Origin of the sequence: Promicromonospora panici, assembly GCF_900608595.1 — a bacterium.
In the GTDB taxonomy this organism is placed as follows: Bacteria; Actinomycetota; Actinomycetes; order Actinomycetales; family Cellulomonadaceae; genus Promicromonospora; species Promicromonospora panici.
This window is the reverse complement of record NZ_UWYY01000020.1, coordinates 19,861-34,430: the sequence shown is the minus strand read 5'-3', so window position 1 is coordinate 34,430 and position 14,570 is coordinate 19,861. Positions and strand designations below refer to the sequence as shown.

The following is a 14,570-nucleotide window of genomic DNA, read 5'->3' as shown; positions in this document are numbered from 1 at the left end:
GAGCCTGGGGACCACTCATGGGCTCTCTCCGGTGTCGACGGAGACCCTCCCGCTGCGGTCCATCTTGTTCCACCGGCTCTCGGCGCCGCGCAGCTCCAGCCAGGCCGCGCGCAGCATGACCAGGCTCATCATGGTCGAGAAGAACGGCCACAGCGGCAGGGTCCACGCGTGCCGCAGGTCGCGCGGCGAGCGGTCCAGGAAGATCGCGAACGCGAGCAGGCCGAGCGAGAGCGGCAGGCTGAGGAACAGGAGCACCTGCCAGAAGGTGACCGGCACGATGGTCGGGTCGCCCAGGAACGCCAGTGCCGTGAACGCGGCGAGCGCGAAGACCTGGGCCATGGGCCCCAGAACCTGCGCGACGAGGTTGAACGCCAGGTAGAGGCCGAACGATCCGTAGCGTGGGTTGCCGGTCATGTCGTAGTGCAGGCGGATGGTCTGCAGCAGGCCACGTCCCCAGCGCACGCGCTGGTTCCAGAGCGTGCGCAGCGTGGACGGGTACTCGGCGTAGACCAGTGCGCGTGGCGCGAAGGCGGCACGGTATCCGGCCCGGTAGACCCGCCAGGTGAGCTCGAGGTCCTCGCCGATCGTGTCCTCGCGGAGCGGTCCGGTGCGTTCCAGCACGTCGCGGCGCCATGCGCCGGTATTGCCGGAGATGATCGGCAGGCAGTGCAGCACGCTCAGCGCGCGGCGCATCAGTCCGGTGCCGAGGTGGTTGATCACTGTGAGGAACCGGGTCTGCACGCCCTCGAGGTTCAGGGTCCGGTCGTCCCCGCACACGGCGCCGATGCGCTCGTCGGTGAAGCCGCGGACCATCTCGGTGAGGGTGTCGGGCCCGAGCATGCCGTCTGCGTCGACCATCACCAGGATCTCGCCCGCGGCGTTCCTGAGGCCGTGGTTGAGCGCGGCGCCCTTGCCGCTGTTGGGCTGTGTGTACGCACGCACACCGGGGAGCTCGGCGGCGAGCGCCTGGAGCTTGGCGTAGGTGTCGTCGCTGGAGCCGTCGTCGACGCACACCACCTCGAAGTCGGGGTAACGGCTGCGCACGATGGAGCGTACGCAGTTCTCCACCACGACGCTCTCGTTGTATGCGGGCACGATCACCGAGATCGAGGGCGGTGCGGTGCGGTCTGGGCGGTCGAAGATGGTTCCGGCATGCGGCGGGGCACCCGAGGGCCGGCGCGGGCGGCGGATCTCGTACCGGACGGCGAACGGGACCATGAGCAGCCGCACGATGCCGACGACGAGCATCGTCACGCCGACCACGAGTGTGAAAGCGGTGAGCACCTGGATCACGTGGGCGGCCTTCCGTGCGACTGCTTCTCAGGCTGCGGCGCCGCTCGCCGCGGTCCCCAGAGCTCCGGTGCGGCCCGTAGGGCGAGCACCGCGTCCAGCAGCTCGGGCGCGTGCGCGCAGTTGGCACCGAACCGGCCGTTGACCTCCAGCACCACGGGCTTGCCCGTGACGTCGCGGCGCACGTCCATGTCGATGGGGCCGACCAGGTCCAGGGCGTCGGCAGCGCGGCGCGCCGTCTCCTCGACGTCGGGCACGGCACGCTCGGCCAGGCGCACGACGGCGGCGGCGTTGCCCACCCGGCCCTGCTTGAGCACGGTCTTCTCCAGGACCACCACGTGGGACTCGCCGGAAGGTGAGCGGTACACCTGCGGGTTGTACTCGGTCCCGCCGGCGAACGGCTGGACGATCCAGGAAGCGTCCAGCCGGTCCCAGTTCGGGGGGCCGGGCATGTCCTCGGACGACTCGATCAGTCGCACGCCGCGCCCGCCGCGCGAGACGCGGGGCTTGATCACGATCGGGCCGCGAGCCCAGGCGAGGGCCTCACGCATGCTCGCGAAGTCCGTGGTCAGGGCATGCCTGGGGACGGGCACGCCCGTCCGGTCGAGCGCCAGCATCGTCAGGAGCTTGTCGGCGGCGATCGCGGCGGAGCCCGGGGCCGCGGTCACCACGGCGCCGGCCGGGCCGGGCATGCCGTTCGCTGCGCGAAGCGCCCCGGTCGCGCCGCCGGGCGTGGCGCGGCCGAGCGCCTCCGCGAGGACCGCGACCTGGGGCAGCTCGTCCTGCACCGTGGGGATCACGAGGTCGGGGGCGTGCTTGTCGATCAGGTCCCGCATACCGGTGGCGTAGTCCCAGCCGTCGGCGCGCGGGGCGTGATCGGTGGCCGGGAAGTGCGGGTCCGTGACGGGTGCGATGTCGACGCCGACCCACGTCAGGTCAGCGCCCGCGCCGGCCCGGGCCGCGAGCTGCGCGCCGAGCGCACGGCCGGCGGGACCGCCCGCGCCGGTCACGAGAAGGGAGGTCATCGGGTGGACCGCATCGGCAGGCTCCTCGGCTCGACGTCTAGTGCGAGTCTCGCGCGCCGGGTGTGCGGGCGCATGCGGAACTCCCCCAGCACCTCCGGAGGGCCGTCACGCCGGGTGAAATGGGCGGCCTCTCGTTACGCTGCCGCCATGGGGGAAGCGGACGAGGAGACCGCGCGCGGCAGCACTGCCGCGAAGCAGGGCGGCTACCTGTTCGTCGTGGCCGGGTCTCTGGCCCTCGTGGGAATTCCCGCGACCCCCGGTTCCGCGTCCGCGCTCGTCGGGGTCGCCGTCGCCGACCTCGTCGTGGCACTGCTGTGCTTCCTCCTGCCCTGGTCGCGGTGGCCCGTCTCCCGGGTGGCGTGGGTCAGCCTCGCCGGGTTCGCGGTGGCAGGGTTCTCGACGTGGGCTTTCGACGGGTTCATCGGCGGGACTCTGCCGTTCTACGTGCTGATCTTCGTCTGGCTGGGGCTGCACCAGGCGCCGAGAGCGGTCTGGTGGGCGGCCGTCCCGGCCACCGTGTCCTACGCGGGGGGCCTCGTCCTGTCGGACGCGCCACCCCCGGTGATGGGCTCCACGGTGGTCGGCGTCCCCGTCATGGTGACCGTCGGGCTGGTGATCTCCCGCTACGTACGCCACCTGCAGGACGCCGAGCAGCAGCTGCGGGCCCAGGAGCGCTGGCGGACGGCGATGGTGTCGGCTCTGGCCCATGACGTCCGCTCGCCGCTGACCGCGATCGCCGGTGTGCTGGAGATCGTCGGCGACGACGAAAGGGTCCCCGCCCACCTGCGCCCGATGCTCGACTCCGCGACTCGGCAGACCCATCACCTGACCCGGCTCGCCGGCGGACTGCTCGACCTGGAGCGGGTCGAGCACGGCAAGCTGCAGCTGCAGCTCGAAGACCTTGACGTCACGGAGATCGCCGCCGGCGTCGTGCAGCTGACCGATCCCGGAAAGGTCACCGTCGACATCCCCCCGGGCACGACCGTCCACGCGGACCGCGACCGCCTCGAGCAGATCCTGCTAAACCTGACCAACAACGCCCTGCGGCACGGCCTGGGTCCGGTGGAGATCGGCGCCCGCTCCGAACCCGGCGCCATGGTGCTCGCCGTCCGGGACCACGGGCCGGGCATCAGCGACCGCGACGCGTCCAGGCTGTTCACTCGCCTCGCCGAGGGCCGGCCGCACACCGACTCGGTCGGTCTCGGGCTGTGGATCGTGCGGATCCTCACCGAGGCGCACGGCGGCACGGTGAGCTTCGAGAACACCGACCCCGGTGCGGTCTTCCTCGTGCGCCTCCCGGCTCCTGCCTGACAGCGGGTGCGCCCTCGCCCAGCCGTGTCACGATGAATGACCAGGCGCTCCAACCGCGAGGAGGTCGAACGGCAGATGCACGGACGACTCGAGACGGAAGCTACGGAGGCGGCCGGATGAGCCGCCGGATACTGGTCGTCGACGACGAGGAGACGATCCGGGAGGTCGTCCGGACCGGCCTGGAGGTGCTCGCCGGATGGAAGGTGGAGGCCACCTCCAACGGAGCACAGGCGGTCGCGATGTGCAGCGCGGATCCACCGGACGCGGTCCTGCTGGACGTCATGATGCCCACGATGGACGGGCCCACCACCTTCGCTCGGCTCCAGGACGACCCGCGCACGCGCAGCGTCCCCGTGATCCTGCTGACCGCCAAGGTGCAGCCCGCGGAGCGGCGCCGGTACGAAGATCTCGCCGTCGCCGGCGTGCTCACCAAGCCGTTCGACCCGCTCGCCCTGCCCGACCAGATCGCCGGCCTGCTCGGCTGGCGACGCTGAGGTCTGGCCCTCGCCAGCCCCCTCACCAGCCCTCTCTCTTCGTCAGCTCGCCGGTCCTCGATCGCAGCGCTGAACTGCGGGGCCTGCGGCCCTGACCTACGCTCTGGCATATGCGGGCGGAAGGCGCTGCTGCGCGATCACGGGCGAGTTTCGTGCGTTGGTGCTGGACTGCCGGCATCGCGGTACTCCTGTTCGTGCTCGCACTCTCCGGCCCGTTGGACCAGGCCACACGCGAGCTGATCTCCATGTCGGCGCTCGCCGCCGCGGGCCTCGTCGCCGCGACGAGCTGCGGTTGGCGCGCCGCACGGTCGATGGGCCGTCGCCGGCGGGCGTGGGGAGCTCTCTCCCTCGGCGGAGTCGTCGGCCTGGCCGGCAATGTCTACGCGGGGCTCGTCGGCGATCCGGAGGCAGGCGACGCCGCCTACATCGCGGCGCTCCTGCTCGGCGTCGTCGGCCTCTCGCTCTTCCCGGCATCCCGCACGCGCGGCCAGGAGATCGCGCGCATGCTGCTGGACAGCGTCGTGGTCGGCGGCTCCGTCCTGTACATCGCGATCTTCGCCGTCGCGCTGGAGCCCGTCGCAGCGGCAGCGGATCCGGCCCCCACGGCATACGCGCTGCCCGTGGTCGACGCCCTGCTCGCCACCCTCGCGGTCCTCGTCATGACCCGCTCGACCGCCGCCGAACGTGTGCCACTCGTGCTCGTGGGTGGCGGGTTCGTGCTGTACGCCGTGGCGGACGTGGCCTTCGCGCTCCTGTCCGCGACGGGCGACTTCGCATTCGGCAGCCCGGTCGATGTGGGCTGGGTCGGCGGCTACGTGGCCATCGCGCTCGCCGCCCGCCATCCCGCGGCGTCCGGGAGCACGGTCGCCGGCGCGCCCGGGGACTGGTCGCCGCTGCTCGGCACGGCCGTGACGTTCGGCCTGTTCCTCGCTGCGGCGCTGGTGCGCGTCGGCCAGATGAGCCAGGCCCTCCCCGGGGTGGCGAACATGCTGTGGGTCGCCGTCCTCATCGCCGTCGTCGTGCGCCAGGTCCTCGTCGTCGCCGACAACGAGTCCCTGCGCCAGGGGCTCGAGCGGCGGGTGCACGAACGCACCGCACAGCTGCGCTCACTGGCGAGCGAGCGTGAGCGGACGCTGGAGTCCGTGGCCGACGGGATCTACGGCGTGGACCTCGAAGGGCGGGTGACCTTCATCAACGCCGCCGCGGCGCACACCCTCGGCGCGTCCGCCGCGGACCTCGTGGGGCGCGAGGCACACGCCACCTTCCACGTTCCGGCCGACGACGCCACCGCGCACCTGCTGGAGGACTGCCACATCACTCAGACCCTGCGCGCCGGGATCACGGCCACGGCGGAACAGGACGTCTACCGGCGCCTCGACGGGAAGGACGTGCCCGTCGAGGTCACCACGAGCCCCCTGCGCGACGACGGGGCGATCCGCGGTGCGGTCGTCGCTTTCCGCGACGTCACCGAGCGGCGCGAGATGGAACGCATCAAGGACGAGTTCGTGTCCGTGGTGAGCCACGAGCTCCGCACCCCGCTGACGTCGATCCGCGGTGCACTCGGGCTGCTCGACAGCGGCGCTCTCGACGACTCACCCGAGCAGGCGGCGCGCATGGCCCGGATCGCGCTCACGAGCAGCGAGCGACTCAGCCGCCTCGTGGACGACATCCTCGACATGGAGCGCCTGGACGCCGGCACCACACGCCTCGAGCTGGCGGACCACAGGGTGAACAAGCTCGTCGCCATGGCGGTGGACGAGGTCTCCGTCCAGGCGGAAGAAGCCGGCGTCGTCCTGATACCCACCGGCTCCCTGGAGGTCGTCCGCGCCGACGGCGAGCGCATCGTGCAGACACTGACCAACCTGCTGGGCAACGCCGTGAAGTTCTCCCCGCGGGGCAGCACCGTCCGGGTGACGGCAGAGCCGGTCGGTGACCTGGTCGAGATGCGCGTCGACGACGAAGGCCGGGGCGTCCCACAGGACAAGCTCGAGGCGGTCTTCGGCCGGTTCGAACAGGTCGACGCCTCCGACACCCGTGAACGAGGCGGCAGCGGGCTCGGGCTCGCCATCGCCCGCAGCATCGTCGAACGACACGGCGGGCGGCTGTGGGCGGTCAGCGAGGGCGAGGGCCGGGGATCGAGCTTCCGGTTCACCCTCCGCCGCGTCACCCCGCAAGGTGCCCGACGAGCAGCGAAGCCTCCGCAGGCCACGTCCGCGACGACGAGGGTCGTGGTCGTAGGCGACGACCCCGGGGTCATCGAGGTCCTGCGCACCGTCCTGGAGGGTCGCGGGTACGACGTCGTCGGCGTCACGGACGTACAGACGGCGCTCGCGGCCATCGGTACCGAACATCCCACCGCACTGGTGCTCGACCTCGCGACCCCGGGCACCAGCGGGGCCGAGGCACTGACGCGGCTGATCCGCCGGCGGCCGCACCAGAACCGGGTGCTGGTGGTCGAGGACGACGACGACCTGCGGCGGGTCGTGGCGACGGTCCTGCAGGACGGCGGCCTCGCGGTCACGCAGGCGTCCTCGGTGGCCCAGGCGCGAGACGCCATCGCGCGCGGCGACGAGCCGGACCTGGTGGTCCTCGACCTCGTGCTGCCCGGCGGCTCGGGGTACGAGCTCGTGGCCGCCCTGCGCCGCGACGGCCAGCTGCGGCGGGTCCCCCTGGTCGTCTACTCGGGCGCGGAGGTGGGCACCGAGGAGCGTGAGAAGCTTCGCCTCGGCCGCACCGTCTTCCTCACCAAGGGGCGCACGGCGCCGGAAGCCGTCCTGGATTTTGTGCTGGACCTGCTGGACGCATCCGCCGGACGGACCGACGTCGACGACGAGTCCCGCGACCTCCCGCCCTCGAGGACCTGATGACCGAACCCTTGATCATTCGCGTGAGCGCCGGTACCGGCACCGGGCGGACCACGCTCGCCGCGTTCGACGCCGCGCTCGCCGGCGCCGGCGTGAGCGACTTCAACCTCGTCCGGCTGAGCTCCATCGCCCCTCCCGGCAGCCGGATCCTCCAGGTGGACGGTCCGGAGCAGCTCCAGGGCGCCCACGGGGACGCCCTGTACTGCGTGTACGCGCGTGCCCACGCCTCGCTGCCCGGGCACGAGGCCTGGGCGGGGCTCGCCTGGTCCCAACGCGACGACGGCAGTGGTGCCGGGCTCTTCGTCGAGCATGAAGGCCCGTCGCAGGAACAGGTCTCCACGGACCTCTTGCACAGTCTCGAGGACCTCTCGGCCACGCGCGGCGGCAGGTACCACCCGGCCGGCCGGAAGCTCGTCGGCATCACGTGCAGTGCGCTGCCGGTGTGCGCCGTCGTCGTCGCGACGTTCCGCCGCACGGGCTGGGAGGAACCCGACGGTGGACGCTGACGTCACTTTCGAGCAGACGGTGGACGGCGACGTCGCCCAGCGGTTCTGGGACCTGTACCTCGAGGCGTTCGCGCCGTTGCGGACGCGCGCTGCCGCTCGGCACGTCCTGCGTCGCGAGGAGTTCGACGAGGAGATGGCCGACCATCGCGTGACCAAGCTCCTCGCCCGGGACGACCGGGGCGAGGCCGTGGGGCTGACCACGCTCGCGACGGACCTCGCCGCGGTGCCCTGGGTGAGCCCGGAGTTCTACGCCGCCCGCTATCCCGAGCACGCGGCGCGCGGGGCGATCTGGTACATCGGGTTCACCCTCGCGCACCCGGGCCGGCGGTCCACACGCACGTTCATGGACATGATCGACGCCCTGGTCGCCCACCTCGCCGAGAACCGCGTCGTGTGCGCCTACGACGTCTCCCGGTTCAACGACGACTCGCTGCGGTTCGCCGACAACCTGCGCCGCCACCTCGAGCACACCCAGGACGTCACCGTCGAGACCGTGGACCGGCAGACGTACTACGCGACCACGTTCCACTGACGCCGCCGGACGACCGTTGCGTTTGCGCCGCACTTGCCCCGGTGCTACTCACGAGGGCATGACCACAGGGGGCGGGGAACGGATCCTGGTTGCCGAGGACGACGGCGATATCCGCGACATCATCGAGTTCAAGCTGGGCACGGCCGGCTACACGGTGGACACGGCGGACGACGGGCAGGCCGCGTGGGAGGCGTTCCAGGCGGCGCCCCCGGATCTGGCGGTGCTCGACATCATGATGCCCCGCCTGTCGGGTATCGACGTGCTGCGCAAGATCCGCGACAGCGACACCCCTGGCGTTCCGGTGCTGCTCCTGAGCGCCAAGCGGAAGACCGAGGTCGGCTTCGACGTCGGCGCCACCGACTACATGGCCAAGCCGTTCAGCCCACGGGAGCTGCTGGACCGCGTCAACGGGATCCTGGCCCGGGCGCGATGACTCGTGCACCGTGGCTCCCGCTGCCGGCGCGCCGGAACTGGCTCGGGCTGACGCCCCGGGTGCGTTTGAACGCGGCGCTGAAGGCGAACGCGTCGGAGTAGCCCACGGCCCGGGCGACCTCGGCGACGGTCGCTCCCTCGCGCTCGGTCAGCAGGTCCGCCGCGAGCGTCATGCGCCAGCGGGTCAGATAGGTCAGCGGCGGTTCGCCGACCAGGTCGGCGAACCGTTTGGCCAGGGTGGAGCGGGAGACCCCGGTGCGGTGGCCGAGCGTCGAGACGGTCCAGGGCGCGGCCGGTTCGGCATGCAGGAGGCGCAGCGCGTCCCCGACGACAGGGTCCCGCTGGGCGGCGTACCAGGCCGGCGGCTCGCCGCCGGGCCGGTCGAAGTACGCGCGCACCGCGCAGACCAGCAGCCAGTCGAGCAGCCGGTCCAGCACCACCTGCTGACCCGGCACGTCGGCGGCGACCTCGGCCGCGAGATGGTCCAGCACGGCGTCGCCCGGTCCCCCGGCCTCCACCCGCAGGACGACGGGCAGCGTGTCCAGCAGCCGGCGGCTGATCTCGCCGTGCACCGGGTAGGCGCCGACGATCAGTGTGGTCGAGCCCTCGCAGGAGCCGGGGTCGCCGTCGTTCCAGCCGCGCCGGTGCCGGGTCCCGCCCTCCTCGGGCAGCGCGCAGTGCTCGCCGCACTCGACCGGTTCGGCCCGGGTGCCGACCTCGTCGACGAACGTGAACGGTGCGGGGCCCCGCACGACGACGGTCTCGCCGGCGCGGAGCTGGACGGGCGGGCGGTCCTGCGGCACTATCCAGCCCTCCCCGCCGATGACCGTGCACAGGGTCAGTGGCGCGCCGTCCACGAAGTGCAGCGCCCAGGGCGCCGTCAGGGTCGAGCTGCCGAACAACGAGCCCTGGGCCCGCATCCCGCGGAAGAGGTCACCGAACGCGTCCACCCGCCGAGGCTAGCCGACGACGTCGGACGATCACACAGGCGATCCGGCTCCTCACCCATGGATCCGTCCGAGCGGGTGCCGTTGAATCACGATCATGAGCGAGAACACCAATCAGCTGACCGCCGACGACGTCGAGTTCCTCGGACGCCCCCTGCACGGGTTCCTGTCCGTGGCCAGTGGGTCCCAGCCGCCGCAGCCGCGGCCCGTGTGGTTCGAGGCCACTGCCGAGGGGACGGTCGAGCTCTTCACCGAGCGGGACTCGCTGAAGGTGCGCCGGGTGGGCCGCGATCCTCGCGCTTCCCTCGTCGTCGCGGCGCCGGTGGGTGAGCGGGAGCGCTGGGTGTCCGTCGCCGGCCGAGCGACGGTAGAGGCCGACGGGGCGCACGAGCTCGCCTCCCGGCTCGCCGCGCGTTACTGGGACCTCGCCGACGAGACCCGGGCCCGCGACCTCGCGGCGATCCTGGCCACCGAGCAGGTGCGCATGGTCATCCACCCCGAGACCGTGCACCGGTACGCGTACTGACGCCGTCCCTGTGTACCGTTCGGGACGCCGTTCGAGGAGCCGCGTCGGACCCTCCGTAAAACCCGTTCGCGGATCACGCGGCCACTGTTAACCTTCCGGAGGCCGTGCAAGAGAACGAGGAGGTGGTACCCGTGAACGCAGTATCGACATGGGTGCTCCCCTCCGGGGTCATGGTCGGGCGATAGGTCGTCCGGGAGCGCCGCACATGCGCACTCCCGAAAGGCACGACCATGCGATTCATCTCTGAACAGCGCCTCGACGACGGCGTCCTCGAACGCGAGTTCACCCTCGGCGAGATCCCCGGCACCCTGTGGACGCCTGGGTCGGCCGCACCGGCCCCGCTGATCCTGATGGCCCACAACAACGGCCTGCCCAAGAGCGCGTCGCGGCTGGTGGCGCGGGCCCGGCTGTCCGCGGCGGCCGGCTACGCGGTGGCCTCCATCGACGCCCGCGGGTGCGGTGACCGGCCCCGCTCCGCCGACGAGGAGCGGGCTCGCGCCGACTTCCGCCGGGCCATGCAGGCCGGCGACCCCGCCGATGAGGTCTTCGAGTCCTTCATCGGCCCGCTGGTCGAGAAAGCGGCCCCGGACTGGCGGACCGCCCTGGACGCGCTCCTCGCACTGCCCGGGATCGGCGGCCCGGTCGGGTACTCGGGCTGGACGGCCCTCGGCATCCGGCTGGCGACTCTCGAGCCGCGCATCGCGGCCGCGGGCTTCTTCGCCGGGGGCTACGTGCCCCGCGCCCAGCGCGAGCAGGCCCCGCAGGTCGCCATCCCGCTGCTGCTCCTGCTGCAGTGGGACGACGAGGGCAACCCCCGCCAACGGGCCCTCGACTTGTTCGACGCCTTCGGCAGCACGGAGAAGACGCTGCACGCCAACCTCGGCGGACACCTCGGCACGCCGTGGTTCGAGCGGGAGGACGGGGACCGGTTCTTCGGCCGGCACCTGAGGTGAGCCCGGGCGTCCGGCCGGCAGCGGTCCCTGACCTTGCTGTCGGCCGGACGCCGGTTGTCATTGCCAGCCTGGCTAGTGGCGTTCCAGCTCGGGCAGGTCGTCGCCCTCGAGGCCTTCCAGCTCGGCCAGTACCGCCTGCGCGTCGCCCTCGTCGAACATGACGCCACCCGCCTCCCCCGCCTGGAACGCGCCAGGCTCCGGGCGGGTCGGACGGTCGGCTACGCCGGCCACGCCGGCGGCGAGCAAGACCGCCCCGGCGATCCGGCCCAGGACGCGGCTCCCGGCCCGGTCAGCCAGGCGGCCCCAGCCAAAGGTGAGCACGACGCCGGCGGCCAGGGCGGCGAAGTAGGCGACCGTGCGTGCGCGCGGCAGGAGCGTCTCCGACCCGGTCATGGCTACTTCACCCCCGAGAACCGCGTGTGGAAGGTGGCCGCCGCGGCTTTTGAGTGGTCGCCCCACACCCCGTCGATCCGGTCGGTGTACAGGCGCCCGACGTACGAGCGGGCCAGGATGGTCTGGAGCCACTTGATGCGTTCCTTGGTGGCTTCCTTTGCGCGGATGTTGTTCATCAGCCCGTCCCATGCCCTCTCCGTGTCGGTACCCCAGTACGCGTCGGCCGCACCCCTGAGGAATCCTGCTTTCCTGAGCTTGTTCTGCAGCTCGACGACGGCCCGTGAACCGTCCCGCGAATTGCTGACGTGCTCCCAGTGCCACGGCTCCTCCTTCTGGAAGCCCGAGGCGCCGAACGTGGCCCAGTTGGGGTTGTCGAGGCCGAAGTGCTTCGCCTCACGCTGCATCCACTCGTGCTCCTTGGACGTGCGCACGTTGATGCCCCCGCCGAGATCGAAGGCCAGGCCCCAACCGTGGTTCGACGTGCCGGGCACGGCGGCGAGGAACCCCTTGGCGATCTTCAGGGCGACCTGTTGGTCGAAGGTCCGGTAGGCATCGGTGACCGCTATGTCGTGTTGGAACTCGCGTCGGAAGCGGGCCGACAGGGCGGTCAGGGAACGGGCGGCGTCCTTCTGTGCTCGGTGTCCTGGAGCGAATGCGAGGGGCGTCAGGCTGGCCGCCGGCAGGCGGCCGTTCAGGAGTGCCATGGGGTCAGGTCCCTTCGGGGCAGCAACGAGACGAGCGTTACTCCCCCTGGCTTCTGCACAGCAGAACCGTGTTACCTGGCTCACACGCTACGCCGCCCCCGACCGCGCGCCAGCCCTCGCGCTCCAGTTCACCCGGCCTCCTCACGCGGGCCGGGTGAACTGGCGCGCTGAGACGCAAAAACACCCTCTGACCAGCCAATCAGAGGGTGTTACCTGCTCTCCGGCACGTCACCTCGTGGAACCGGCACACGAGAGACCCGCGCTTGTTCCGCTTTCCCGGGCGATCGCACTTCCCTCGTCGCCGACGCCGTCGCGGACACAGCCGATCTCGACCGCCAGGCCCCGCCGCCTGTGCTGGGCGCGGCGCGCCCGGCGCACTCGACGCTCACTATGTGCTCCCGTTGACGCGTTGCGCGCAGTCCATGGGGGTTCACAATCGGCGTGAACTAGCCGGTTGTACTTCAAGTGCACACCCGCTTTAGGAAAGCGGGTGCGCACTTTGTGGATACCAAAGTAGTAGTAGTATTGTGCTCCTCCTCGTACTACTACGAGAGTGGCAAAACCGGGACGACGAACTGATCGGGGAACGACGTGCGGGACAAGGAACGGGTCTTCCAGGCGGCCGAGGACCTGACAGCGGAGGGCGCGCCGGTCACGGTGACCAACGTGCGCGAGCGCGCGGGCTGCTCCAACGCCACGGCGACGAAGTACCTGCGGGAGTGGCGTGACGCCAAGGCCGCCGAGAACGAGGCACGCCAGGCCCTCCCCGACCTACCGGCGGTGGTCGCCGCGCTGGCGGAGCGCGGCATCGAGGCGCTGTGGCGCGCGGCGGTCGAGGCCGCGCGCTCCGAGCACGAGGCGGCGGCCGCGGCGTCGGACGAGGCACTGGCCGCCGTCGTCGGCGAGGCGGATGCTCTTGCCGCCCGCGTGGACGAGGCCGACACCGAGCTGGCGCAGTTCCGTGCCGTGCTGGAGTCGGCGCGCGAGCACGCGCGCTCGGCGGAGGAGGAGCGCGGCGCGGCGGAGAAGGAGCGTGCGGCGACGGCGGCGGCCGCGGCCCGGCTGGAGGGCGATCTCGCGGCGACGCGACAGGCGCTCGACGCCGCGCGGGACGAGCTCGCCCAGGAACGAGCCGCGACGGCGGCGGCCGAACGCGCCCGGTCCGACGCCGAGGCGGCAGGCGCGCAGGCGGAGGGCGCCGCCGTCGGGCTGCGGGAGTCCCTGACCGATCTGCGCGGCACGCTCGAGGCGGCGCGGGGCGACGTCGCACAGGCTCACCGGGATCGCGCGACCGCCGAGGCCGCTCGCGCTGCCGCGGAGGCGTCGGTGGCCCGGCTGGAGGGCGAGCTCTCCGCGTCGCGCGGCGCGCTGGAGGCCGCCCGCACCCAGGCGACGGAGGCCGAGCGGGCGCGCCTCGCCGCCGTCGCGGGTCAGGCCCAGGCCGAGGGCACGGCCGCCGGGCTGCGGGAAGCGCTGGAGGCCGCGGGGACGACCACCCCGGCCGCTGCGGAACCGTCGACGAACCGCAGCTGACCACCGGGCCCGGCTACCGTGCCAGGCGCGCGACCTTGCCGATCTCCAGGGCGGCCCACACCGCGCCGTCCGGTCCGATCGTGAGGCCGTGAGGCTCGGACGACGGCGTCGGCAGGTCGTGCTCGGTGACCTCACCGCCCGGCGTGATGTGGCCGATGCGGTTGGCACCCCACTCGGTGAACCAGCAGCCGCCCGAGACGTCCGCGACGATGGCGTGAGGCTTGGCGGTGCGGTCCGGGAGCGCGAACTCCTGGATCTCGCCGTCGACCGAGATCCGCCCGACCTGCCCCGCCGCGATCTCGACGAACCACAGGGCCGCGCCGTCGCTGGTGATGCCGACAGGTCCGGCGCCCGGGGTGGGCAGCGGGTGGATAGCGACGTCGCCTCGGACGGTGATGCGGCCGATCGCGTTCGCCTGGTTGAGGGTGAACCACAGCGCGCCGTCCGGGCCCGTGGTGATCGTCGACGGCATGCCGCCGGCCACGGGAACCTCGAACTCCGCGATCCGGCCGTCGGCGCCGATGCGGCCGATCCGGTCCGCGTTCATCTCCGTGAACCACATCGCGCCGTCCGGTCCCGGAGTGATGCCGTACGGACCGCTGTTCGGCGTCGGCACGGGGAAGGCCTGCTCCGTGCCGTCGGGCACGATGCGGCCGATCCGATGGTCCTGGGAGCGGCTGAACCACAGCGCTCCGTCGGACCCGAGAGTGATGACCGTGGGGAGGCATGCGACCGTATCCAGCGGGTACTCCGTGACCTCGCCGGCCAGGGTGAGGCGCGCGATGCCGCCGCCCTGCGCGAGCGTGAGCCAGAGGGCACCGTCCGGCCCGGCGGCTATGCCGTAAGGACCGGCTTTCGCATCGGCCACGGAGACCTCCGTGATGGACACGGCTTCGGAACGGTGCACAGCAACTCCTTGCGATGAAAGTCGGCACGGACGGACGGCAGAATCGAATGACGGATGCACTACCGCCCCGAGACCGGGGCCGTCTGCGGCGGATGGCTGTCCCGGGCGGTCACCGCACCCTGCCTGGGACAAGACCGTGGTGCAACCCGGACG

At 72.0% G+C, this 14,570-nt stretch carries 15 protein-coding genes; 9 read left to right on the top strand and 6 right to left on the bottom strand.

What is annotated here, in order from left to right; translation table 11 throughout:
• Nucleotides 1-15 precede the first annotated feature (15 nt).
• Nucleotides 16-1,293, bottom strand: coding sequence for a glycosyltransferase family 2 protein (locus tag EW117_RS22060; RefSeq protein ID WP_242504444.1), 1,278 nt, complete (start codon nt 1,291-1,293; stop codon nt 16-18).
• Nucleotides 1,290-2,315, bottom strand: coding sequence for an ATP-grasp domain-containing protein (locus tag EW117_RS22055; protein WP_129788852.1), 1,026 nt, complete (start codon nt 2,313-2,315; stop codon nt 1,290-1,292). Before EW117_RS22055 ends, EW117_RS22060 begins: the two co-directional genes overlap by 4 nt.
• A gap of 147 nt (nt 2,316-2,462) precedes the next feature.
• On the opposite strand from EW117_RS22055, the gene EW117_RS22050 reads away from it, so the two are divergent.
• The 6 genes from EW117_RS22050 (at nt 2,463) to EW117_RS22025 (ending at nt 8,455) form a co-directional block, all read left to right on the top strand.
• Nucleotides 2,463-3,626 carry a sensor histidine kinase gene (locus EW117_RS22050; protein ID WP_165362814.1) on the top strand — a complete coding sequence of 388 codons (1,164 nt, stop codon included), beginning with the start codon at nt 2,463-2,465 and terminating at the stop codon, nt 3,624-3,626.
• A 116-nt stretch (nt 3,627-3,742) separates the two neighbouring features.
• The gene (locus EW117_RS22045; RefSeq protein WP_129788850.1) at nt 3,743-4,120 is read left to right on the top strand and encodes a response regulator; all 378 of its coding nucleotides are present in this window, start codon (nt 3,743-3,745) and stop codon (nt 4,118-4,120) included.
• Between the two features lie 194 nt (nt 4,121-4,314).
• On the top strand, nt 4,315-6,984 hold the full coding sequence (locus tag EW117_RS22040) for a hybrid sensor histidine kinase/response regulator (protein WP_129788849.1): 2,670 nt from the start codon (nt 4,315-4,317) through the stop codon (nt 6,982-6,984).
• Nucleotides 6,984-7,490 carry a pyruvoyl-dependent arginine decarboxylase gene (locus EW117_RS22035; protein ID WP_129788848.1) on the top strand — a complete coding sequence of 169 codons (507 nt, stop codon included), beginning with the start codon at nt 6,984-6,986 and terminating at the stop codon, nt 7,488-7,490. The genes EW117_RS22040 and EW117_RS22035 overlap by 1 nt, the downstream gene beginning before the upstream one ends.
• Complete coding sequence (locus EW117_RS22030; protein ID WP_129788847.1) at nt 7,480-8,022, top strand: hypothetical protein; 543 nt, start codon at nt 7,480-7,482, stop codon at nt 8,020-8,022. Before EW117_RS22035 ends, EW117_RS22030 begins: the two co-directional genes overlap by 11 nt.
• 58 nt (nt 8,023-8,080) lie before the next feature.
• The gene (locus EW117_RS22025; RefSeq protein ID WP_129788846.1) at nt 8,081-8,455 is read left to right on the top strand and encodes a response regulator transcription factor; all 375 of its coding nucleotides are present in this window, start codon (nt 8,081-8,083) and stop codon (nt 8,453-8,455) included.
• Here EW117_RS22025 and EW117_RS22020 read toward each other — a convergent pair.
• Entirely contained in the window at nt 8,427-9,404 is a 978-nt protein-coding gene (locus EW117_RS22020) for an AraC family transcriptional regulator (protein ID WP_129788845.1), read from the bottom strand. The two genes, EW117_RS22025 and EW117_RS22020, sit on opposite strands and share 29 nt — an antisense overlap.
• A gap of 94 nt (nt 9,405-9,498) precedes the next feature.
• Here EW117_RS22020 and EW117_RS22015 point away from each other — a divergent pair, with 94 nt between their 5' ends.
• Entirely contained in the window at nt 9,499-9,927 is a 429-nt protein-coding gene (locus EW117_RS22015; RefSeq protein WP_129788844.1) for a pyridoxamine 5'-phosphate oxidase family protein, read from the top strand.
• 230 nt (nt 9,928-10,157) lie between these two features.
• Nucleotides 10,158-10,880, top strand: coding sequence for a dienelactone hydrolase family protein (locus tag EW117_RS22010; RefSeq protein ID WP_129788843.1), 723 nt, complete (start codon nt 10,158-10,160; stop codon nt 10,878-10,880).
• Nucleotides 10,881-10,952: 72 nt separating this feature from the next.
• On the opposite strand, the gene EW117_RS22005 is transcribed toward EW117_RS22010, so the two are convergent.
• Together EW117_RS22005 and EW117_RS22000 are read right to left on the bottom strand one after the other, a co-directional pair.
• Nucleotides 10,953-11,273, bottom strand: a complete 321-nt coding sequence (locus EW117_RS22005; RefSeq protein WP_129788842.1) for a hypothetical protein — start codon at nt 11,271-11,273, stop codon at nt 10,953-10,955.
• A 2-nt stretch (nt 11,274-11,275) separates the two neighbouring features.
• Nucleotides 11,276-11,977, bottom strand: coding sequence for a M15 family metallopeptidase (locus tag EW117_RS22000; RefSeq protein WP_129788841.1), 702 nt, complete (start codon nt 11,975-11,977; stop codon nt 11,276-11,278).
• A 591-nt stretch (nt 11,978-12,568) separates the two neighbouring features.
• Here EW117_RS22000 and EW117_RS30300 point away from each other — a divergent pair.
• The gene (locus tag EW117_RS30300) at nt 12,569-13,510 is read left to right on the top strand and encodes a DNA-binding protein (RefSeq protein ID WP_129788840.1); all 942 of its coding nucleotides are present in this window, start codon (nt 12,569-12,571) and stop codon (nt 13,508-13,510) included.
• Nucleotides 13,511-13,523: 13 nt separating this feature from the next.
• On the opposite strand, the gene EW117_RS21990 is transcribed toward EW117_RS30300, so the two are convergent.
• A complete protein-coding gene (locus EW117_RS21990) occupies nt 13,524-14,417 on the bottom strand; it encodes a Vgb family protein (RefSeq protein WP_242504443.1) in 894 nt (297 codons plus the stop codon).
• Nucleotides 14,418-14,570 lie beyond the last annotated feature (153 nt).